At 60.0% G+C, this 20,533-nt stretch carries 18 protein-coding genes; 13 read left to right on the top strand and 5 right to left on the bottom strand.

The window, feature by feature from the left end:
• Positions 1 to 5 precede the first annotated feature (5 nt).
• The gene (gene ppk1, locus F3J41_RS18225) at positions 6 to 2,066 is read right to left on the bottom strand and encodes a polyphosphate kinase 1 (RefSeq protein ID WP_021506583.1); all 2,061 of its coding nucleotides are present in this window, start codon (positions 2,064 to 2,066) and stop codon (positions 6 to 8) included.
• Between the two features lie 183 nt (positions 2,067 to 2,249).
• On the opposite strand from ppk1, the gene F3J41_RS18220 reads away from it, so the two are divergent.
• Genes F3J41_RS18220 through pstB form a run of 3 tightly spaced genes read left to right on the top strand, consistent with a single transcriptional unit; the run spans position 2,250 to position 6,718 of the window.
• Positions 2,250 to 4,343, top strand: coding sequence for an ABC transporter permease subunit (locus F3J41_RS18220; RefSeq protein WP_166711981.1), 2,094 nt, complete (start codon positions 2,250 to 2,252; stop codon positions 4,341 to 4,343).
• The gene (pstA, locus tag F3J41_RS18215; RefSeq protein ID WP_166711979.1) at positions 4,340 to 5,938 is read left to right on the top strand and encodes a phosphate ABC transporter permease PstA; all 1,599 of its coding nucleotides are present in this window, start codon (positions 4,340 to 4,342) and stop codon (positions 5,936 to 5,938) included. The genes F3J41_RS18220 and pstA overlap by 4 nt, the downstream gene beginning before the upstream one ends.
• Positions 5,939 to 5,950: 12 nt before the next feature.
• Positions 5,951 to 6,718, top strand: coding sequence for a phosphate ABC transporter ATP-binding protein PstB (pstB, locus tag F3J41_RS18210; RefSeq protein WP_021506586.1), 768 nt, complete (start codon positions 5,951 to 5,953; stop codon positions 6,716 to 6,718).
• Positions 6,719 to 6,852: 134 nt separating this feature from the next.
• On the opposite strand, the gene purN is transcribed toward pstB, so the two are convergent.
• Complete coding sequence (purN, locus tag F3J41_RS18205) at positions 6,853 to 7,491, bottom strand: phosphoribosylglycinamide formyltransferase (protein ID WP_104094091.1); 639 nt, start codon at positions 7,489 to 7,491, stop codon at positions 6,853 to 6,855.
• Complete coding sequence (purM, locus tag F3J41_RS18200; protein ID WP_021506588.1) at positions 7,488 to 8,528, bottom strand: phosphoribosylformylglycinamidine cyclo-ligase; 1,041 nt, start codon at positions 8,526 to 8,528, stop codon at positions 7,488 to 7,490. Before purM ends, purN begins: the two co-directional genes overlap by 4 nt.
• Positions 8,529 to 8,768: 240 nt before the next feature.
• Between purM and upp the strand changes: the two genes are divergently transcribed.
• The 3 genes from upp (at position 8,769) to hda (ending at position 11,691) form a co-directional block, all read left to right on the top strand.
• A complete protein-coding gene (upp, locus tag F3J41_RS18195; RefSeq protein WP_010617600.1) occupies positions 8,769 to 9,395 on the top strand; it encodes a uracil phosphoribosyltransferase in 627 nt (208 codons plus the stop codon).
• A 218-nt stretch (positions 9,396 to 9,613) separates the two neighbouring features.
• Positions 9,614 to 10,897: a uracil permease gene (gene uraA, locus F3J41_RS18190; protein ID WP_031279414.1), complete on the top strand. Its 1,284-nt coding sequence runs from the start codon at positions 9,614 to 9,616 to the stop codon at positions 10,895 to 10,897.
• 92 nt (positions 10,898 to 10,989) lie between these two features.
• On the top strand, positions 10,990 to 11,691 hold the full coding sequence (gene hda / locus F3J41_RS18185) for a DnaA inactivator Hda (RefSeq protein ID WP_031279417.1): 702 nt from the start codon (positions 10,990 to 10,992) through the stop codon (positions 11,689 to 11,691).
• On the opposite strand, the gene arsC is transcribed toward hda, so the two are convergent.
• Together arsC and F3J41_RS18175 are read right to left on the bottom strand one after the other, a co-directional pair.
• Complete coding sequence (gene arsC, locus F3J41_RS18180; RefSeq protein WP_166711977.1) at positions 11,688 to 12,035, bottom strand: arsenate reductase (glutaredoxin); 348 nt, start codon at positions 12,033 to 12,035, stop codon at positions 11,688 to 11,690. The genes hda and arsC overlap by 4 nt on opposite strands.
• Positions 12,036 to 12,321: 286 nt before the next feature.
• Complete coding sequence (locus F3J41_RS18175; protein WP_021506592.1) at positions 12,322 to 13,785, bottom strand: M48 family metallopeptidase; 1,464 nt, start codon at positions 13,783 to 13,785, stop codon at positions 12,322 to 12,324.
• A gap of 697 nt (positions 13,786 to 14,482) precedes the next feature.
• On the opposite strand from F3J41_RS18175, the gene F3J41_RS18170 reads away from it, so the two are divergent.
• The 7 genes from F3J41_RS18170 (at position 14,483) to F3J41_RS18140 (ending at position 20,529) form a co-directional block, all read left to right on the top strand.
• Positions 14,483 to 15,088 carry a DsrE family protein gene (locus tag F3J41_RS18170; protein ID WP_021506593.1) on the top strand — a complete coding sequence of 202 codons (606 nt, stop codon included), beginning with the start codon at positions 14,483 to 14,485 and terminating at the stop codon, positions 15,086 to 15,088.
• 27 nt (positions 15,089 to 15,115) lie between these two features.
• Positions 15,116 to 15,724: a DsrE family protein gene (locus tag F3J41_RS18165; RefSeq protein ID WP_021506594.1), complete on the top strand. Its 609-nt coding sequence runs from the start codon at positions 15,116 to 15,118 to the stop codon at positions 15,722 to 15,724.
• Positions 15,725 to 15,848: 124 nt separating this feature from the next.
• Positions 15,849 to 16,871, top strand: a complete 1,023-nt coding sequence (locus F3J41_RS18160; protein WP_021506595.1) for a substrate-binding domain-containing protein — start codon at positions 15,849 to 15,851, stop codon at positions 16,869 to 16,871.
• Entirely contained in the window at positions 16,858 to 17,880 is a 1,023-nt protein-coding gene (locus F3J41_RS18155) for an ABC transporter substrate-binding protein (protein WP_104094095.1), read from the top strand. Before F3J41_RS18160 ends, F3J41_RS18155 begins: the two co-directional genes overlap by 14 nt.
• Entirely contained in the window at positions 17,880 to 18,737 is an 858-nt protein-coding gene (locus tag F3J41_RS18150; protein ID WP_166711975.1) for an ABC transporter permease, read from the top strand. Before F3J41_RS18155 ends, F3J41_RS18150 begins: the two co-directional genes overlap by 1 nt.
• The gene (locus tag F3J41_RS18145; protein WP_021506598.1) at positions 18,734 to 19,546 is read left to right on the top strand and encodes an ABC transporter permease; all 813 of its coding nucleotides are present in this window, start codon (positions 18,734 to 18,736) and stop codon (positions 19,544 to 19,546) included. The genes F3J41_RS18150 and F3J41_RS18145 overlap by 4 nt, the downstream gene beginning before the upstream one ends.
• A complete protein-coding gene (locus tag F3J41_RS18140; protein ID WP_021506599.1) occupies positions 19,543 to 20,529 on the top strand; it encodes an ABC transporter ATP-binding protein in 987 nt (328 codons plus the stop codon). The genes F3J41_RS18145 and F3J41_RS18140 overlap by 4 nt, the downstream gene beginning before the upstream one ends.
• Positions 20,530 to 20,533: the final 4 nt, after the last annotated feature.

Genomic DNA, 20,533 nt, shown 5'->3' with positions numbered 1-20,533 from the left:
AGGCGTTATTCGGGTTGTTCCAGTTTCTTGATGTAATCGTAAATCGCCAGCTGCGAGCGCACCTTCTTGCGATTGCCGCGCGGAACATAACGGTTACTCAATTCTTTGTCTACGATGCGGGCTTTTACCGTATCACTTAACAGAATGGCAATGATATCCAGTATGCGCTGTTTCAGGCGCGGATCGAGCACCGACACCGCCACTTCGATACGATAATCGATGTTGCGCGTCATCCAGTCCGCCGACGACAGGAATACTTTTTTATCGCCGCCGCTTTCAAAAATATAGACGCGGTCGTGCTCAAGGTAGCGGTCAACGATACTGGTGATGCGAATATTTTCACTGATGCCCGGCAAATCGGGGATCAGCGAGCACATGCCGCGCACCAGCAGGTTGATTTTCACGCCGGCCGATGAGGCGGCATACAGCCGATCCACCAGACCATTGTCCACCAGGTTGTTGATTTTCAGCGTAATGCCGGAAGGATTGCCCTGCTGCGCGTTGGCAATCTCGTTATCAATCAGCTGATACAGCATGGCGCGCGAGTTTTGCGGCGACACCATCAGGTGTTCGAACGTTACCGGGCGATACGGGTTTTCGATAAAGTTAAATACGCGCCGGACTTCGTTGGTGATGCGCGCATCGGCGGTCAGCAGCGAATAGTCGGTGTAAATACGCGCGGTTTTTTCGTTGAAGTTGCCGGTACCAATGTGGGCGTAACGCACCACTTCTTCGCCCTCGCGGCGGGAGATCAGGAACAGCTTGGCGTGAATCTTCAGGCCGGGCGCCGAGAAGATCACATGCACGCCCGCTTCGGTCAGCCGCTTCGCCCAGCGAATGTTGGCTTCTTCATCAAAGCGCGCCTGCAGCTCGACCACCACCGTGACCTTTTTACCGTTGTAGGCGGCGTGGATCATCGCATCCATAATGCGCGAATTCTTGGCCACGCGGTAAATGTTGATCTTGATGGCCAGCACGTTCGGGTCAAACGACGCCTGACGCAGCAGCTCCAGCACGTGTTCAAAGGTGTGGTACGGATAGTAAAGCAGCACATCGCGGTTGCGGATGGCATCAAAGCCGTTGCGGAAGCCATCAAAACCGATATGACGAATCTGCGGCAGCGGACGATTTTCCAGATTGGCTTTGCCCACGTTCGGGAAGCCGATGAAATCTTTGAAGTTATGATAACGGCCGCCCGGCACAATCGAGTCGTAGCTGGAGATCGACAGCTTATGGCGCAGCATTTCCACCATCGCATCGGGCATATCGCGCTGATAGACAAAGCGCACCGGCTCAGCGGTCAGGCGCTGTTTCAGGCTGGAGGACATCAGCTCCAGCAGGCTGGATTCCATCTCCGTGACCAGGTCGTACTCGGCGTCGCGCGTCATTTTCATTGAGTAGGCGTTCAGCGCGTCGTAATCAAAGAAGCCTTTAAAAATCTCATCAAGGCAGTAGCGCAGAATGTTATCCAGCAGAATCATGGGCTTGCGACGGCGCGGCGATTCTGCCGGCAGATTCACAAAGCGCGGCACTTTATCGGACGGGATCTCCAGCAGGGCGTAACGGATTTCTTCGCCGCGGATAATCTCAACCGCCAGATAGGTGTAGTCGTCTTTCAGGAACTCAATCAGGTCGGTGTCGTGGTTGATCAGAATGGGCGTGACGTGCTGGCGCAGCTGATGCTTAAAGTAGTAGCGTAGCCACTCCTGCTGATTGGGTGACAGCTGGCGCTCGTTGATCAGGAAAATCTGGTTGCGCGCCATCTCCAGCAGCAGGTCATTATACAGCGCATCGAACTCCTGATCCGATTTCTGTACCCGCAGCTGAATCTTTTTCAGCAAATGGCGCAGGGTGGTGGGCGTCCCCTGTTCTTCGCCAATCAGAATGCGGCGCTTGAGATCGGCAAAGCGCACTTTATAAAACTCTTCCAGGTTATTGGAATAGATGCCGAGAAAACGCATGCGCTCAATGAGCGGATTGCTTTTATCAGCGGCTTCCTGCAGCACGCGTTCGTTAAAGGTTAACCAGCTTAGTTCTTTTTCTATATACAGCTTTTCCTGACCCATTCTGACTCCGTGATGCTGTTGCTGGACGGAATGTCCGGCGGAATAAACGCAAAATTGCGGTTCCGCTCAGTGTCCTCCACCATTATGGCGAGAGTATGGCAGCCTTGTCCAACCTCAACAGTTGTCTTATCAATCAGCTACGGGCAACATAGCGGCATAACTTCAAGGGTAACTCTGGCCTGCATGAGCATAAATCGTATTCCTGTCCACTTTAGTGACCGTCGTCGACGCGCCATCGATCAGTTCGTGCGCCGCATCGTCACGGCCTGCGGTGTGGGAATTTTACTGCTGATGCTGCTGCTGTTCTTCTGGCTGATCTGGGTGGTGATGCCGCTGTTCAGCGCGCCGGGCATGCAGCCGACGCTCAGTCAGCAGCTGTGGGACAAAGCCCCGGCGCTGGCGCTGGGCAGTGAAGGCCAGCTCGGCTGGCGCATCAGCCGCAACGAAGCGCGCTTTATTCCGCTCGACGGCCAGCCAGCAGGCGACGCGCTGGCGCTGAACGGCCAGCCGCAGGCGGCAGTGACCAGCAGCGACGGCAACAGCGTATTGCTCAATATGCAGGGCGATCTGTTGCTGATGCAACCGCTCATCCACGGCCAGCACGGTGAATGGTATTTCCCGCTGGGCGATCGGCCGCTGCATCTGCCGCAGGGCGCGGTCAGCCAGATGGCGCTGGCAGTGCCGGGCGATCACCAGTGGCGCATCGCCGCGCAAACGCCGGCCGGTATCAGCCTGCTGACCTTTGCCGGCCAGAAACGCGTCGACCAGATTGTATTGCCCGGTGAGCAGGCCGACCTGATGCGGTTGTCGCCGGACGGCACGCTGCTGTACACCAGTACCGGACGGCTATTGCGGGTGTGGCAGATTACGTCGCAGGGCGCGCAGCTGCGGGAAACCCAGACGCTGACTCAGCAACCGCGCAGCCTGCAACTGCTGGCGGGCGGGCGCAGCTTACTGATTCAGGATGCGCGTGGCATTCAGCAATGGTTTGCCATCACCGGCGACCACGGGCCAAGGCTGCAGCAGATTCACACCTTCACGCACAGCGCGGGTGCGCTCGGCATCGTGCCTGAGGCCCAGCGGCGCGTTTTTGCCAGCTTTGACGCGCAGGGCGTGGTGCGCCTGTTCGCCAGCAAGCAGGCGGGCCCGATTGTCACGCGCCAGCTGGCCGCGGACATCAGCGCGCTGGCGTTGTCTCCGCACGGCGATAGCCTGATCGTCGAACGTGCCGGACAGTGGCAGCAGTTCGCGCTGGATAATCCGTGGCCCGATTTCAGCTGGCGCAATCTGTGGCAGAAAATCTGGTATGAAAACTATCCGCAGCCGGACTGGGTATGGCAGTCCACCGCCGCTGGCGACAGCTATCAGGCCAAATTCAGCCTGATGCCGCTGGTGATCGGCACGCTGAAAGCGGCGTCGCTGGCGCTGCTGTTTGCCACGCCGCTGGCGCTGGCGGCGGCGATGTATACCGCATGGTTTATGTCGCCGGGCCTGCGCCGCTGGGTCAAGCCGGGCATTGAAATGATGGGCGCGCTGCCGAGCGTGGTGATTGGCCTGATCGCTGGCGTGTGGCTGGCGCCGCACATCAGTCGCGCGCTGCCCGGCGTGATGCTGCTGCCGCTGGTGCTGGCCGCTACGCTGCTGGTGTGCGGCGTGCTCAGTCCGCGTTTGCCGGCGCGCTGGCGGCGGCCCGGTTTTGAAGTGCTGCTGCTGATGCCGCTGCTGTTACTGGTGACGTTACTGACGCTGTGGCTGCCGACACTGTGGTGGCCGCAGATGGGCGAACAGCTGGCGCACTATGAGCAGCGTAACCTGCTGGTGGCGGCGCTGGCGATGGGCTTTGCGCTGGTGCCGCTGATCTTTACCCTGGCGGAAGATGCGCTGTTTAGCGTGCCGGTGGCACTGGGGCAGGGCTCGCTGGCGCTGGGCGCGACACCGTGGCAAACCCTGACGCGCGTGGTGCTGCCGGGCGCGTCGGCAGGTATTTTTGCTGCATTGATGATCGGCTTTGGCCGTGCGGTGGGCGAAACCATGATCGTACTGATGGCCACCGGCAACACGCCGGTGAGCGAAGGCGGACTGTTTGCCGGGCTGCGCGCGCTGTCGGCCAATATCGCCATTGAAATGCCGGAAGCCGCGGCGGGCAGCGCCCATTATCGCATCCTGTTTCTCAGTGCGTTGCTGCTGCTGATATTCACGCTGGCGATCAACACCGTGGCGGAACTGATTCGTCAGCGGCTGCGCCAGCGCTACAGTCAGCATGAGGGGCAGGCATGAGCGCGCTGCGTCAAAACGATCACTGGCGCTGGCTGACTGCCGGTGCGGTCGCCGTCTGCCTGCTGGCATTTACCTTATTAATCGGCCTGCTGGGCTGGCAGGGCGTCAGGGCGTTCTGGCCGCAGCCGGTCGATCAGTATCAGTTCCAGCCGCCGCAGGGGGCTCCGCTGATGGTGCTGGGTGAAACGCTGGATCGCCAGCAGCAGGGCGATCGCTGGCGCTACGTAGTGAAAACCGGTAACCGCGATTTTGCCGCGCCGGATTTCCGCGTCATCGTCAGTCAGGGCGAAGCGCAAACCCGACGCCCGGCAGAAGTGCTGGTGCTACAGCGACGCAGTGGCGGCAATGCCTACGGCTGGCTGGTGGAGCTGCGTGAGGACAACGAGGTGCTGACCGCGCGCGACCGCGATGCACTGCTGCAGCAGCGGCTGAAGCAGGTGCATGAGCAGCTGCGCCAGGCGAGCAACATCCGGCGTATCGAGATGGCGCGCCTTAACGCGCAGCTGGAGAGTCTGCAACAGCAGGCTGACGAGCAGCGGCGCGGTGGTCACTTCAGCCTGCAGGATCAGTCAGAACTGGATGCCAACAGCGCAGCGCTGCATAAACGCTTCGGCGCGCTGGCGCAGCAGCTGGCGCATCTGCAGCATGAAAGCCAGCGCGATACGCTGGTGCTGCGCGACGTGCAGGGCGACGATCATCTGATTCCGCTGGCGCAGGTGGTGGCCGCCTGGTATCCAAACAGCCTGAGCCTCGGGCAGAAAATCGGGCATTTCCTCAGTCAGATCTGGCAGTTTGTCAGTGACTCGCCCACCTCGGGTGGCAGTGAAAATGGCGCGCTGCCGGCGATTTTTGGCACTGTGCTGATGGTGCTGCTGATGTCGGTGATTGTCATGCCGCTGGGCGTGGTGGCCGCCGTCTGGCTGCACGAATACGCCGGGCGCAACGCGCTCACCCGGCTGGTGCGCATTGCGGTGGTGAATCTGGCTGGCGTGCCGTCGATTGTGTATGGCGTGTTTGGCCTCGGCTTTTTTGTCTGGCTGATTGGCGGCACCCTCGATCAGCTGTTCTTCTCCCGCTCGCTGCCCAATCCTACCTTCGGCACGCCTGGCCTGCTGTGGGCGGCGCTGACGCTGGCGCTGCTGACGCTGCCGGTGGTGATCGTCGCCACTGAAGAGGGGCTGTCGCGTATTCCGGACAATCTGCGTCAGGGCTCGCTGGCGCTGGGCGCAACCCAGGCAGAAACCCTGTGGCGCGTGGTGCTGCCGCTGGCGGTACCGGCAATGCTCACCGGCCTGATTCTGGCGGTGGCGCGCGCCGCCGGCGAAACTGCACCGCTGATGCTGGTGGGCGTGGTCAAAATGGTGCCTGAGCTGCCGGTCGATGCGGTGTTTCCTTACCTGCATCTTGACCGTAAATTTATGCATCTCGGTTTTCAGATTTACGATCTGGCTTTCCAGAGCCCGAACATCGACGCCGATCGACCGCTGGTGTATGCCACGGCACTGCTGCTGGTGGCGATCATTCTGTCGCTTAACCTGCTGGCGATGGTGCTGCGCCATCGGCTGCGCGAGCGCTACCGGCTTATGACGCACTAATAAGGTTTACACATGACGCCCGATTACGCTATTGCGCTCACCGTTAACCAGCTGTCGCTGTGGTACGGCGAACGCCAGGCGCTGAATAACATTGATCTGCAGATCCCGAAGCATCGCATCACGGCGCTGATTGGGCCCTCCGGCTGCGGTAAATCGACGCTGCTGCGCTGCTTCAATCGCATGAACGACGTCATTGATGGCTGCCGCATCGAAGGCGAGATTCTGCTTGATAGCCACGCGGTGATGCAGGCGAACCAGGACCTGCCGGCGCTGCGGCGACGCATCGGCATGGTGTTCCAGCGCCCGAATCCGTTCCCCAAGTCGATCTATGAGAATGTGGTTTACGGTCTGCGTTTGCAGGGCGTGCGCGATCGTCGCGTGCTGAATGAGGCCTGCGAGCGCGCGCTGCGGGCGGCGGCGCTGTGGGGCGAAGTGAAAGATCAGCTGGGGCAGAATGCGCTGACGCTGTCGAGCGGTCAGCAGCAGCGTCTGGTGATTGCGCGCGCCATCGCCATCGAGCCGGAAGTGCTGCTGCTGGATGAACCTACCTCGGCGCTGGATCCGATCTCGACGCTGGTGATTGAAGAGTTGATGACCACGCTGAAGCAGCATTTCACGCTGGTGCTGGTGACGCACAACATGCAGCAGGCCGCGCGCGTATCCGATTACACCGCGTTTATGCATAACGGGCAGCTGGTGGAGTTTGACGAAACCGACCGGATTTTCACCGCACCGCAGGCGCGGCGCACCGAGGATTATATTACCGGCCGGTTTGGATAAGTATTGTTAGGTTAGCGCGAAGAATCGCGCCGCTACGAAATGTGCAAAGAAATCATGCAGTAATAAACCCGGCACAGCCCCGTAGCGGCGCAATTTATTGCGCAATTCCTGCAAGCGCACGGCGTAAAGGTCAATCAATCGTGCGCATAACCTTCCGGCGGCAGCGGTTCGCCATCTAACCACGCTTTGCCCGCGCGCATCTGCAAGCGTCCTTCGACAAACCAGCTGATCACCAGCGGATAAATCGCGTGCTCCTGATGCTGCACGCGGGCGCTGATCTCAGCTTCGTCATCGTCAGCAAATACCGGCACGCGCGCCTGCAGAATGATCGGTCCACCGTCCAGCTCGTCAGTCACAAAATGCACCGACGTACCGTGTTCCGCATCCCCGTTCGCCAGCGCCTGGCGATGCGTATGCAAACCGGGATATTTCGGCAGCAGCGACGGATGAATATTCAGCAGACGATCATGATAGTGCGCGACAAACGCCGGGCTCAGAATGCGCATATAACCGGCCAGCACCACCAGATCCGGCGCATAAGCGTCGATCTGCTGCATCAGCTGGCGGTCAAAGGCGTCGCGATCGGGGAAATCCTGCGCGGACAGCGCGTGAGCAGGCACGCTGGCCTGCTGCGCACGCGTCAGACCATAGGCCGAGGCTTTATTACTGAAAACGGCAGCCACGCTGCCGTTGATACGCCCGCTCTCGCAGGCGTCGAGGATGGACTGAAGATTGCTGCCGTTGCCGGAGATCAGTACAACCAGTTTCTTCATGGGTTAATAACCACACGCTCTTCGGCATCTGACGCGTTAATCACGCCAATTTTCCACGCCTGCTCGCCAGCCGCGGTCATCAGCTGTACCGCTTTGTCGGCATCGGCCGGGCTCAGCGCAATCACCATGCCCACGCCGCAGTTAAAGGTGCGGTACATCTCGTGACGGCTGACGTTACCGGCCTGCTGCAGCCAGCTGAATACCGCCGGCCACTGCCAGCTTTTCTCGTCAATCACCGCCTGGGTGTTATCCGGCAGGACGCGCGGAATGTTTTCCCAGAAGCCGCCGCCGGTCAGGTGAGCAATGGCATGCACGTCCACCTGCTCAATCAGGCTGAGGATATTTTTCACGTAGATGCGGGTCGGCGCCAGCAGGTGATCGGCCAGCGGTTTGCCTTCCAGCTGTTTGGTGGTGGGATCGGTCTGGCTGACTTCAAGAATTTTACGCACCAGCGAGTAGCCGTTAGAGTGCGGACCGCTGGAGCCCAGCGCGATCAGCACGTCGCCATCCTGCACTTTGCTGCCGTCGATGATCTCAGACTTTTCCACCACGCCGACGCAGAAACCGGCCACGTCGTAATCTTCGCCGTGATACATGCCCGGCATCTCAGCGGTTTCACCGCCGACCAGCGCACAGCCCGACTGCAGACAGCCTTCGGCGATACCGGTGATCACCGCGGAGGCGGTATCCACATCCAGCTTGCCGGTGGCGTAATAGTCGAGGAAGAACAGCGGCTCAGCGCCCTGTACCACCAGATCGTTCACGCACATCGCGACCAGATCGATGCCGATGCTGTCGTGGCGTTTGAGATCCATCGCCAGACGCAGCTTGGTGCCGACGCCATCAGTTCCGGAGACCAGCACCGGCTCGCGGTATTTCTGCGGCAGCGCACACAGCGCGCCAAAGCCACCCAGTCCACCCATCACTTCCGGGCGGCGGGTTTTCTTTACTACGCCTTTAATACGGTCAACCAGATCGTTACCAGCATCAATATCAACACCGGCGTCTTTGTAGCTGAGAGAGGTTTTGTCGGTCACTGCGGAATCCCCACGCGATTGCGGTTGGTGGCAAAAATTAAGCGCGGCAATTCTACCAGTGCAGGCAAACGTTTGCGAGTCCCATCTCAGGGCACCTTTGCAGCGTGCTGATTTTTCGCTAATCCTTATTCTCAGGCGATTTGTGCACGTTACCTGACCAATCACCGGTGGCGCGGCGGTAAAAAGGCGGTATAATCCGGCGATTTTTTTTTAGCTCAACTCAATTCCGGGAGAATAATCATGAAGATCGTGGAAGTCAGACACCCGCTGGTCAAACATAAACTGGGCCTGATGCGTGAGCATGATATCAGCACCAAGCGCTTCCGCGAGCTGGCTTCGGAAGTGGGCAGCTTACTGACCTATGAAGCCACCGCCGATCTCGAAACCGAGCGCGTGACCATTGAAGGCTGGAACGGTCCGGTCGACGTCGATCAAATCAAAGGCAAAAAAATTACCGTCGTCCCGATTCTGCGTGCTGGCCTTGGCATGATGGAAGGTGTGCTGGAACACGTACCGAGCGCGCGCATCAGCGTGGTGGGCGTTTACCGTGACGAAGAGACGCTGGAGCCGGTGCCTTACTTCCAGAAGCTGGTGTCAAACATCGAAGAGCGTATGGCGCTGGTGGTTGACCCGATGCTGGCAACCGGCGGCTCGATGATCGCTACCATCGATCTGCTGAAGAAAGCCGGCTGCAACAGCATTAAAGTGCTGGTGCTGGTGGCCGCGCCGGAAGGCATTGCCGCGCTGGAGAAAGCGCATCCGGACGTTGAGCTGTACACCGCGTCAATCGATCAGGGCCTGAACGAGAAGGGGTACATTATCCCGGGCCTCGGCGACGCCGGCGACAAGATTTTCGGAACCAAATAAATAAACCAGCCGGCCAGAGAGTCGGCTTTTTTTTGGCAAAAATACCGTTCAGTCATACACCGTATCGACAGGATGCACATTTTGTAGCAGCGCGATTTATCGCGCTGATGCCGGGCAAGCTATGGTGCCCATCCGGACAAGGCGCAATCAATTGCGCCACTACGATAAGGTGCGGCGTTGACGAACGAGCATAAAAATAAACGTATAGGGGATAAATGATGACTCGCAGAGCCATAGGCGTTAGCGAACGCCCGCCACTGTTGCAAACCATTCCGCTCAGCCTGCAGCACCTGTTCGCCATGTTCGGCGCTACCGTGCTGGTGCCGATTCTGTTCCACATCAACCCGGCGACCGTGCTGCTGTTCAACGGCGTCGGCACGCTGCTGTATCTATTTATCTGTAAAGGCAAAATCCCGGCCTATCTTGGCTCCAGCTTTGCCTTTATCTCGCCGGTGTTGCTGCTGCTGCCGCTCGGTTATGAAGTGGCGCTCGGCGGCTTTATCCTGTGCGGCGCGCTGTTCTGCATTGTGGCGCTGATTGTGAAGAAGGCCGGCACCGGCTGGCTCGATGTCATGTTTCCACCGGCGGCGATGGGTGCCATCGTGGCGGTTATCGGTCTCGAACTGGCTGGCGTGGCGGCGAATATGGCCGGGCTGCTGCCCGCTGACGGCACCACAGCGGACAGTAAAACCATCATTATTTCGCTGGTGACGCTGGCGGTGACGGTGTTTGGCTCGGTGCTGTTCCGTGGTTTCTTCGCCATTATCCCAATCCTGATTGGCGTGCTGGTCGGCTACGCGCTGTCGTCGGCAATGGGTATCGTTGACTGGAGCGCAGTGGAAAACGCGCCGTGGTTTGCGCTGCCGACCTTCTATACGCCGCGCTTTGAATGGGCCGCGATGCTGACCATCCTGCCCGCAGCGCTGGTGGTAATTGCCGAGCACGTGGGCCATTTGGTGGTGACCGCCAACATCGTGAAGAAGGATCTGATTCGCGATCCCGGCCTGCATCGCTCGATGTTTGCCAACGGCCTGTCGACCATGATCTCCGGCTTCTTTGGTTCCACGCCAAATACCACCTACGGTGAAAACATTGGCGTCATGGCGATCACCCGCGTTTACAGCACCTGGGTGATCGGCGGTGCGGCGATCTTCGCCATTCTGCTCTCCTGCGTCGGTAAACTGGCGGCTGCGATTCAGGCGATCCCGGTACCGGTGATGGGCGGGGTGTCGCTGCTGCTGTATGGCGTGATTGGCGCTTCCGGTATTCGCGTGCTGATTGAATCCAAAGTTGACTACAACAAAGCGCAGAATTTGATCCTCACCTCGGTGATCCTGATCATTGGCGTCAGCGGCGCGAAAGTGCACGTGGGCGCCGCCGAGCTGAAGGGCATGGCGCTGGCCACCATCGTCGGCGTTGGCCTGGCGCTGATTTTCCGCGTAATCAGTCTGTTACGTCCGGAAGAAGTGGTGCTGGACGCGGAAGAAAAACGCGAGCTCTAAAGGATCCTGCGGGCAGGGAAGCCCGGTTCATCTCTGCGGAGGATCGTGATAAACTTGCCCGGTTTTCTGCCCGCTCATCCGTTGAGGTACTTCTGAACACGCCGGCACAGCTTTCACTGCCACTCTATCTACCCGATGATGAAACCTTCGCCAGTTTCTGGCCGGGGGAAAATCCGTCACTGCTGGCGGCGCTGCAGGGCGCGCTGGCGCAACAGCACGGCAGCTATCTCTACTTCTGGTCGCGCGAAGGCGGCGGCCGCAGCCATTTGCTGCACGCTGCCTGCGCCGAAATGTCCGCGCGCGGCGAAGCGGTGGGTTATGTGCCGCTCGATAAGCGCACCTGGTTCGTGCCGGAAGTGCTGGAAGGCATGGAGAATCTGGCGCTGGTGTGCATTGATAATATTGAGTGCATCGCCGGCGAAGCCGAGTGGGAGATGGCGATCTTCGATCTCTATAACCGCATTCTGGAAACCGGCAAAACCCGCCTGCTGATCACCGGCGATCGCCCCCCGCGTCAGCTCAATCTGGGCCTGCCGGATCTGGCGTCACGTCTCGACTGGGGACAAATTTACCGCTTACAGCCGCTGTCCGACGAGGACAAACTGCAGGCGATGCAGCTGCGTGCCGGCCTGCGCGGCTTTGAGTTGCCGGAAGACGTTGGGCGTTTCCTGCTGAAACGCCTCGACCGCGAAATGCGCACGCTGTTTGACACGCTTGATCGTCTCGATCGCGCCTCGATCAGCGCACAGCGCAAGCTGACCATTCCCTTCGTGAAAGAGGCGCTGGGGCTTTAGAGTATCTCCAGCACCGCTTCTGGCGGACGACCAATGCGGGCGCGGTCGCCCTGAATCACAATCGGCCGCTCGATCAGTTTTGAATGCTCCACCATCGCCTGTAACAGCTGTTGTTCGCTGAGATCGTCACTGGCCAACCCCAGCGTTTTATAGATTTCCTCGCCACGGCGCATCAGCTCGCGCGCGCTGTGCATGCCCAGCTGTTGCAGCAGCGTTTTCAGCGTGTCGATGTCCGGCGGCGTATCGAGATACAGCACCACCTGCGGTTCAATGCCCTGTTGCTGCAGTAGCGCGAGGGTTTCGCGGCTCTTGCTGCAGCGCGGATTGTGATAAATACGGACCATGTTTTTTTATCCTGGGTAATCCATTGTTGCCAGGTGCGCATGAATGCGCACCCTACGAATAACTGCTGGTGCGCATGAATGCGCACTCTACGAATAACTGCTGGTGCGCATCAATGCGCACCCTACGAATAACAGTTGGTGCGCATGAATGCGCACCCTACAAAAAACGGCTAATGCGCATCAATATGTACCCTGCGAATTGATGAAATGGTTTATCTGACGACCGTAGGGTGCGCATTGATGCGCACCGAAATCCTGCCGGCCATCCACCCGCGTAACCGGCTATTTACCCTTTTGCATACTGCTTAAAACGCCGCTGTAACTCGCGGAACTGGTCGATACGCGCATCGTAACGCGCCTGCTTCAGGCTGCCGAGCGGCACCTGGGCGCTGGCGCTGCTCAGGGTGGTGATGGCCTGATCGAGCTGGCCGTTCAGCGCCAGACTCTCCGCCCGTGCCGAAAGCTCCTCATCGCGCAGCCCCTGCGCGGCTGAGGCCTGCGCCAGTAAATCCCATGCATTGAGATCGTCAGGGTGCGCAAAGGTATAGCGGTTAAGGATGCGGCTGGCGTTGGCCGGCTGCTTCGCCTCGACGTAGGCGTTCGCCAGGTTAAGCTGCAGCACCGGACTGGTCTGGCTGCCGCGGGCGGCGTTCAGCATGCTGATGGCCTGCTGCGGCTGGTTCAGACCGATGTCGATATCGGTCATGATATCAAGGAACCACAGGTTATCCGGCTGCTTCGCCAGCAACGGCGCGATGATCTTTTTCGCGTTGGCAAAATCTTTTGCCTGCAGGAACTGCACCGCTTTGCCGTACTGCGCCGCCTGCTGTTCCCGCGTGTTGCCTTTGGCGTACTCATTTAGCAAATCGTCAGTCAGCTGATTGCGGCCGGTGGCGTACATACCCAGCGCGCGCACCTTCGCCATATAGAAATCCTGCGACGACTGCACCACCACCGGGCGCATCTGGTTGGCGCGGTTGCGCGCGTCGGCCAGGCGGCTATCGGGCAGCGGGTGCGTCAGCAGAATTTCCGGTGGTTTTGACGAGAAGCGGCTTTGATCGGCCAGCTTTTGCAGAAATGCGGGCATCGCCTGCGGATCGAAACCGGCGCGCTGCAGCACCTGAATGCCGATGCGATCCGCTTCCTGCTCGTTGCCCTGGGTAAAGCTGATAATCCCCTGCTGCGTACCGGCCAGCGTACCGGTCAGCGCCGCCATCCCGGCCTGCGGGCTGGCCAGCGCCAGCAGGATCGAACCCAGCGCGCCGACCCAGGTGAGCGGGGCGCTGCGCTTCTGCTCTTCCATGGCGCGCGCCAGATGACGCTGCGTCACGTGCGAAATTTCGTGCGCCATCACCGACGCCAGCTGGCTTTCGTTATCGGTATAGCGGAACAGCGACGAGTGCAGCACCACATTGCCGCCAAAGAAGGCGAAAGCGTTGAGCTCGTCATTCTGAATCAGGAAAAAGTGAAACGGCGTGCGCACTGAATGGGCGTGTGCCACCAGACGCTGGCCGAGTTCATTGATGTACTGATTAAGCAGCGGATCGTTGATCAGTGGCGCGCTGGCGCGCAGCTGGCGCACGTAGAAGTCGCCAATCTGCAGCTCCTGATTAATGGAGAGCGTGGAGCCTGCCGTGGTGCCCATGTCGGGCAAATTGTCGCTCAGATCGGCGCGGACACCGACCGCAGGCGTGAGCAGCAGCGCAGGAATAAGGGCCGCCAGCACTGATTTTTTCAACCGGTTAAACATGCCTTGATCCTGTAAAAGTCTCCTGCCATTGGACAGGAAAGTCATGCCAATGTTCTGTGACGGCGTTTCCTTTTCAGCCGCGGCTCTATCTTAACCACAGTGAGGATACAAGCAAATGCCGCCGTCACATTGACGTGATGGCAAAGAATGGCTGACTGACGCGAAATTTGTAGCAAAAAATTGAATAGCGAAAAGGCAAAAGAAAAAGGCGCAGCGCCCTGATGAAATTAAAGTTACGTAAAGTTGCTCAAAATAATTGAATCTGGCATGGTTTTTTCCAGGTTTACTCTGAAAAACACGCCCAAAATCCCCCGGTTGGCCCGCTTTATCCATCAGTGATTTTTATCGTGCTGCTCTGGCCGTGCATCACCAGCCCAGAAATGAATGGTCAGGTTTTGCTCACTGGTCAACTGGCGGCGCGCGATGACAGTATTAACCCGCACGATGAGGCGCTGTCTTCTGCTGTGCATCTCTCTCCCTGGTGACTGCCGGTTTTTCCGGCCAGCTATTTTTCAACTCGCCCGCACCGCTCAATTAACAGCCTTATTCAATCAGCAAGCGCGATGATTTCTGCTGGCAGCCAAACGCCGGACAGCCCGCCAGTACAGGCGTTTTGCCCGCCGCGCGCTGTGGTATAGATAAAGCACTTTTTCAAACGGACTGTGAATTAACGCGCAGTGCATGCCGGAGAGTTTCTATGCGTTCTGTTGTTTCCTATGCCCTGATTGCCATCGTGGGTGGGATGGTCGGTGCCGCCGTAATCAAAAGCGATGACCTGTATCAGCGTATCGCGGGCCATTTTTCCGCTGAACCTGCCGATCCGGACGGGTTCTGGAGCACGCCGGCGGTCGCGGGCTACGGCAAAATTCATTATGAAGCCGACGCCGCGTTTAAACCGGCGGTGGGGCTGAGCAACAAAGTGGTGTTCCAGCTGACCCGCAATGAAGGCGATATCAAACGGCCTAACCTCGGGCTGGAGCGCGTGGCGCGCGTGGTCAATCTGTACATCGCCGCTGGCGTACCGGCCGAACAGCTGCAGTTTGTGGTGTCGATGACCGGCGATGCCACGCCCGCCACGCTGGATAACGCGCATTTTAAGCAGTTTTACGGCGTCGATAACCCCAACCTCGCGCTGATTGGCGCGCTGAACAAGCTGGGCGTCAAAGTCTCGGTGTGCGATCAGTCGGTGGCGTTCCATCACTATCCGCGCGACTGGATCGACCGGTCGGTGATTCATGCATTATCCAGCCCGACCACGGTGTCGACGCTGGAAAATCAGGGCTATGCCTTTTTACAGATGTAATCGCGTCTTTGGTTAAGGAGAAGTCTCATGCGTCCAGCATCCTATATTGTTATCGCCGCGCTGGCGGGCTTTGTAGGTGGAAATGTGCTGCAGCTGCCGGAACTGGTGGATAAAGTCAGCGGGAAATTCGCTGACCAGAAAACCGAACCGGCGGATTTCTGGAGCACGCCGGCGATTGCCGGTTACGGTAAAATTCACTTTGTTAACACGCCGGATTACAACCCGGCCAACACGCCCGGGCTGAGCAATAAGATTGTGTTTCAGATCAACCGCAGCGAAGGGGATATCCATCAGCCGAACCTCGGCCTTGAGCGCGTGGCACGCGTCACTAACCTCTATTACGCGGCCGGCGTGCCGCTTAATCAGCTCAACTTTGTGGTGTCGATCAACAGCGATGCGGTGCCGGCCGCGCTCAATAACGATCAGTTCCGTAAAGCATACGGCAGCGATAACCCTAACCTGAAGCTGATTGATGAGCTGAAGAAAGCCGGGGTGAAAGTGACCATTTGCGACCAGTCGGTGGCCTTCCATCAGCTGGAGCGCGACTGGATTGACACCCGCGTCACCCATACGCTCTCCAGCGGCACCACCGTCGCGTCGCTGCAAAACGAAGGGTACGCCTTCCTGATGCTGTAATCCTGCCGACAGCAGTGCAGGCTGCTGTCATCTTTTCGTCATCCCTTCGCGATGTCACTGTCACAGTTCGCCGTTAGTTTAGGCGCCAATGAGATCGATCTCATCGGCACTTTACGAGGCGAACATGTCCGACTTACTCACAGTGGCAAAGCTGGCAGGCGTTTCACGCGCCACGGCCGCGCGCGCCTTTTCCGATCCCCATCTGCTGCGGCGCGACACGCTGGAGAGAGTGCTGGCGGCGTCGGAGCAGCTCGGCTTTCGTCCTAACCACATCGCGCGCCAGCTGCGCACGCAGCACTCCACCACCTTCGGCGTGCTGCTGCCCTCGCTGCTTAACCCGATCTTCTCCTGCCAGTTACAGGCGATGGAGCGCCAGGCGCGCGACGCCGGCTATGGCCTGCTGGTGGCCACCAGCGATTACCAGCCCGAGCGCGAAGCTGCCATCGTTGAACATATGCTGCGCCAGCGCGTGGCGGGCCTGGTCCTGACGGTGGCCGATGCGGATAACAGCGCGGTGCTCAGCACGCTGCAGGCGGCTGGCCTGCCATTTGTGCTGGCGCATAACGTGCCGCAGCACAGCCACTGGCCGGCGGTGTGCGTGGATAACCGCCAGGCGATGCGCGAAGCCACCGCACAGCTGCTGGCGCTTGGTCATCGCCGCATTGCCATGGTCGCCGGACCGATGCTGCAGTCAGACCGTGCGCGCCTGCGCTATCAGGGCTATTGCGATGCCATGCAGCACGCGGGCCTGACGGCGCTGCCGGTGATTGAGATGGCCAGCCACACCCAATCCGACTTTACGCTGCTGGCCCCGATGCTCGGCGGTGCCACCCCGCTCAGCGCCGTAATCTGCACTAACGACCTGCTGGCCATCAGCCTGATTGGCGCGGCGGCGCGCGCGGGCGTGCCTGTGCCACAGCAGCTCGCGGTGATGGGCTTTGACGGGATTGCGATGGGGGCACAAATGGCCCCGTCGCTGGCCAGCGTAGCGCAGCCCGCCGAACGGCTCGGCGCCTGCGCCATCGATATGTTGTTGCATAACGTCAGCCGCGGCACCCGCGTGCTGCCACATCAGTTGCGGAGCGGTGAGAGTGTTGCTGCCCCCGCGTTTATTGCCACCACCAGGGAACCTCATGATGCTGCATAAAAAAGTAAAAATTTACGCCGGCGCCATCGCGCTCAGCGCCAGCGCGTTGTTTACCAGCCTGACGCAGGCGGCGGAAACCGCCATCTGTTACAACTGTCCGCCCGAGTGGGCCGACTGGGGCACTCAGCTCAAAGCGATTGCCAGAGACACCGGTATTCAGGTGCCGCAGGACAACAAAAACTCCGGCCAGGCGCTGGCGCAGCTGGTGGCGGAGCAGGGCAATCCGGTGGCCGACGTGGTCTATTACGGCGTCAGCTTCGGCATTCAGGCCGACAGCGCCGGCGTGGTCGCCAGTTACAAACCGGCGCACTGGGATGACATTCCTGCCGGCATGAAAGACAGCAACGGCAAATGGGTGGCGCTGCACTCGGGCACCATGGGCTTTATGGTCAACGTCGATGCGCTGGGCGGCGCGCCGGTGCCGCAATCCTGGGACGACCTGCTGAAGCCGGAATACAAAGGCATGATTGGTTATCTCGATCCGGCCAGCGCCTTTGTCGGTTACGTGGCGGCGGTGGCGGTCAACCAGGCGAAGGGCGGCAACATGCAGGACTTCACGCCGGCGCTGAACTGGTTCAAAAAGCTGCAGACGAATCAGCCTATCGTGCCTAAGCAGACCGCGTATGCGCGCCTGATTTCCGGCGAGATCCCGATTCTGCTCGACTATGACTTCAATGCTTACCGCGCCCGCTATAAAGATCACGCCAACGTTGCCTTTGTTATTCCGCAAGAGGGCACGGTAACGGTGCCGTACGTCATTAGCATGGTGAAGAATGCACCGCACGCGGCGAACGGCAAAAAAGTGATCGACTATGTGCTGTCTGACAAGGGGCAGGCCATCTGGGCCAGCGCGTTCCTGCGCCCGGTGCGCACCGGCGCCATGAGCGCAGAAGCGAAGAAATATTTCCTGCCGGACAGCGACTATGCGCGTGCGCACACCGTTGACTATCAGCAGATGGCGGCAGCGCAAAAAGCCTTCTCGGCGCGCTATCTGAGTGAGATTCGCTGATGGCGATGACCGACAGCCTGGCGGCTTCGTGCCGCCGGACACCGCGCCTGGCCGGCAGCCGCTGGCTATGGCTGACGCTGCCGGCGCTGCTGTTCTTCTGCGCCTTCTGGCTGCTGCCGTTTGTCCGGCTACTGCAGATGGCGATGCAGGACGACCGCAGCACCCGGCACAGCGGCTACTGGACGGTACTGACCCAGCCACACTACCTGCTCAGCCTGCTGAACACCGTGCTGCTGTCGCTCGCCGTCACGCTGGTGACGCTGGCCATCGCCGCCACAGTCGGCTGCTTCCTGGCGCGCCAGCGCTTCAGCGGACGCAGCACGCTGCTGGCACTGCTGACGTTTCCGCTGGCCTTTCCGGGCGTGGTGGTGGGATTTCTGGTGGTGATGCTGGCGGGCCGTCAGGGACTGCTGGCGCAAATCAGCCTGGCGCTGTTCCACGAGCGCTGGATGCTGGCCTATTCGTTAACCGGCCTGTTTATTGGCTATCTCTATTTTTCACTGCCGCGCGCCATCATCACGCTGGTGGCGGCGAGTGAAAAACTCGACCGCTCTCTCGAAGAGGCGGCGCGTTCGCTGGGTGCCAGTCAGTGGCGCATCACCTGGGATGTGATTGTGCCGGGGCTGCAGCCGGCGCTGCTCTCCACCGGCGCGCTCTGTTTTGCCACCAGCATGGGTGCCTTCGGTACCGCGTTTACCCTGGGCACCGATCTGGCGGTGCTGCCGCTGACCATTTATGGCGAATTCACCAACTACGCCAATTTCGCCACCGCCGCCGCACTGTCGGTGGTGATGGGCGGCGTCGCCTGGCTGGCACTGATGCTGGCGCGCCGACTGGCTCACCAGGAGGTGACATGAGACGTCGCGGCCTGTTCAGCCTGCAACTGCTGGTCACCGTGCTCACCGCGCTGTTCATGATCGTGCCGGTGGTGCTGTCGATGCTGGCCGGCGTGACCAACAACTACTTTACCGGCCTGCGCAGCGGCCTGACGCTGAAGTGGGTGACCCAGGTGTGGCAGCTTTACGCCGACACCTTCTGGCTGTCGCTGCTGATTGCGCTGGCCTGCCTGCTGATCACGCTGCTGATCGGCGTGCCGGCAGCGTGGGGATTGTTAAAAGCGCCGCGGCGCTGGGCGGCGCGCATCGAAGAGTGCCTGATGCTGCCGGTCGCGCTGCCGGGCCTCGCCACCGCGCTGGGCATCATCCTGCTGTACGGCCAGTTCTCCGGCCTGCGCGATAGCTGGCTGTTCATTCTCATCGGTCACGTGCTGTTTACCTTGCCGTTTATGCTGCGCCCGGTGCTGGCGGTAATGCAGGCGGTGGAGATGCCGCGGCTGGAAGAGGCGGCGGCCAGTCTCGGTGCCAGCCTGTGGCAACGCTTTTTTACCGTGGTGGTGCCCAACTGTCGCAACGGCATTCTCGCCGGGGCGTTTATGGTGATCACCCTGTCGGTGGGTGAGTTCAACATCACCTGGATGCTGCATACGCCGCTGACAAAAACGCTGCCGGTGGGGCTGGCAGACAGCTATGCCTCAATGCGACTGGAAGTGGGCTCGGCCTACACGCTGATCTTTATTTTGCTGATTCTGCCGCTGCTGCTGATGCTCAACGCGGTCAATCACTGGCTCAACCGTACGCTCACGCGTGCTAATAAGGAGGCGGCATGAACCCTGCGGCCGTAACCGTTACGCTGCGCCAGTGTGCGCGGCACTTTAATCACCAGCTGGCGCTGCAGCCGCTCGATCTGACGGTGCAGCCTGGCGAAACCCTGGTGCTGCTCGGTCCGTCCGGCTGTGGCAAAACCACCACGCTGCGCATCATCAGTGGCCTGGAGCGCTGTGACGACGGCGGCGAAGTGTGGTTTGACGATCGTAACGTGACAGCGCTGCCGATCGAGAAACGCAACGTGGGCATGGTGTTCCAGAACTACGCGCTGTTTCCTCATCTCAACGTGGCGCAGAACGTCGCCTACGGCCTGAAAGTGCAGGGCGTGGCGCGCGCCGAACGCGACGCGCGCGTGCAGGAGATGCTGGCCCTGGTGGATCTCAGCGCGCTGGCGCAGCGCAGCATCGACAAGCTGTCGGGCGGTCAAAAGCAGCGCGTAGCGCTGGCTCGTGCGCTGGCGGCGCGTCCGAAGGTGCTGCTGTTTGATGAGCCGCTGGCGGCGCTGGATGCGCGCCTGCGCGACCGGCTGCGGCTGGAGATTGGCGCGCTGCTGAAACAGCTGGCGATCACCGCCGTCTACGTCACGCACGATCAGCAGGAAGCGATGGCGCTGGGCGATCGCATTGCGGTGATGGAGCAGGGACGTCTGGTGCAGATCGATACGCCGCAAAATATTTACCAGCGCCCGGCGTCACAGTTTGTCGCGGATTTTGTCGGCGCGATTAACTGTGTCGGGGTCGATGCGCGTGGCAATCCGCAGCATTTCTGCCGCCCTGAGGATGTGCTGCTGGCGGCGGACCAGCGCTACGCACGCCCTGGTTTTATCCTCGGCACCACCTTTCTCGGCGCTGCGCAGCGGCTGAGTATTGATATCGGGCTGGCGGCGCCGATCCAGGTTGATCGCCACGCGCGCGAAGCCTGGCACGCCGGCCAGCCGGTAAGCTGGACGCTGGCGCAGGATGCCGCGCTGCACTTTTCTGCCTGATAAG

This window comes from Pantoea sp. Ap-870, assembly GCF_011752515.1.
GTDB lineage: Bacteria > Pseudomonadota > Gammaproteobacteria > Enterobacterales > Enterobacteriaceae > Pantoea > Pantoea dispersa.
Note: the sequence above shows the minus strand (reverse complement) of the source record. Positions and strands in the feature narration are given on the sequence as shown.

Coding starts and splice junctions, on each gene's coding strand:
- F3J41_RS18160 (WP_021506595.1), top strand. CDS start 15,849: ATGTCCGACTTACTCACAGTGGCAAAGCTGGCAGGCGTTTCACGCGCC.
- F3J41_RS18140 (WP_021506599.1), top strand. CDS start 19,543: ATGAACCCTGCGGCCGTAACCGTTACGCTGCGCCAGTGTGCGCGGCAC.
- purN (WP_104094091.1), bottom strand. CDS start 7,491: ATGAAGAAACTGGTTGTACTGATCTCCGGCAACGGCAGCAATCTTCAG.
- F3J41_RS18155 (WP_104094095.1), top strand. CDS start 16,858: ATGATGCTGCATAAAAAAGTAAAAATTTACGCCGGCGCCATCGCGCTC.
- F3J41_RS18220 (WP_166711981.1), top strand. CDS start 2,250: ATGAGCATAAATCGTATTCCTGTCCACTTTAGTGACCGTCGTCGACGC.
- ppk1 (WP_021506583.1), bottom strand. CDS start 2,066: ATGGGTCAGGAAAAGCTGTATATAGAAAAAGAACTAAGCTGGTTAACC.
- F3J41_RS18170 (WP_021506593.1), top strand. CDS start 14,483: ATGCGTTCTGTTGTTTCCTATGCCCTGATTGCCATCGTGGGTGGGATG.
- arsC (WP_166711977.1), bottom strand. CDS start 12,035: ATGGTCCGTATTTATCACAATCCGCGCTGCAGCAAGAGCCGCGAAACC.
- upp (WP_010617600.1), top strand. CDS start 8,769: ATGAAGATCGTGGAAGTCAGACACCCGCTGGTCAAACATAAACTGGGC.
- pstB (WP_021506586.1), top strand. CDS start 5,951: ATGACGCCCGATTACGCTATTGCGCTCACCGTTAACCAGCTGTCGCTG.
- pstA (WP_166711979.1), top strand. CDS start 4,340: ATGAGCGCGCTGCGTCAAAACGATCACTGGCGCTGGCTGACTGCCGGT.
- uraA (WP_031279414.1), top strand. CDS start 9,614: ATGACTCGCAGAGCCATAGGCGTTAGCGAACGCCCGCCACTGTTGCAA.
- F3J41_RS18150 (WP_166711975.1), top strand. CDS start 17,880: ATGGCGATGACCGACAGCCTGGCGGCTTCGTGCCGCCGGACACCGCGC.
- F3J41_RS18175 (WP_021506592.1), bottom strand. CDS start 13,785: ATGTTTAACCGGTTGAAAAAATCAGTGCTGGCGGCCCTTATTCCTGCG.
- F3J41_RS18165 (WP_021506594.1), top strand. CDS start 15,116: ATGCGTCCAGCATCCTATATTGTTATCGCCGCGCTGGCGGGCTTTGTA.
- F3J41_RS18145 (WP_021506598.1), top strand. CDS start 18,734: ATGAGACGTCGCGGCCTGTTCAGCCTGCAACTGCTGGTCACCGTGCTC.